General features: G+C 55.1%; 1 protein-coding gene. It reads left to right on the plus strand.

Features of this window, described 5'->3' with window-relative positions:
- A partial coding sequence (locus tag FDX22_RS27325; RefSeq protein WP_146718064.1) for a LacI family DNA-binding transcriptional regulator occupies positions 1-321 on the plus strand: 321 nt, incomplete at both ends.

Below are 321 nucleotides of genomic sequence, written 5' to 3' on the forward strand. Positions count from 1 at the left end.
AGTCTCATTGGTGCTTAGTGGAAAAGGGCGTATCTCATCCGCAACCGGGGAGCGAGTAAACGCAGCCATTGAGCAGTTGGGGTTCGTACGTAATCGTCAGGCATCGGTGCTGCGTGGCGGTCAGAGTGGTGTGGTCGGGCTGATTGTGCGCGATCTGTCTGCGCCATTTTATGCTGAACTGACGGCAGGCCTGACGGAAGCATTAGAAGCACAGGGTCGGATGGTCTTTCTTTTACACGGCGGCAAAGACGGTGAGCAATTGGCTCAGCGTTTTGCGATGCTACTTAATCAGGGCGTGGATGGCGTAGTCATTGCAGGTGC

The organism is Citrobacter sp. TBCS-14 (assembly GCF_005280805.1).
Taxonomy (GTDB): domain Bacteria; phylum Pseudomonadota; class Gammaproteobacteria; order Enterobacterales; family Enterobacteriaceae; genus Citrobacter; species Citrobacter gillenii.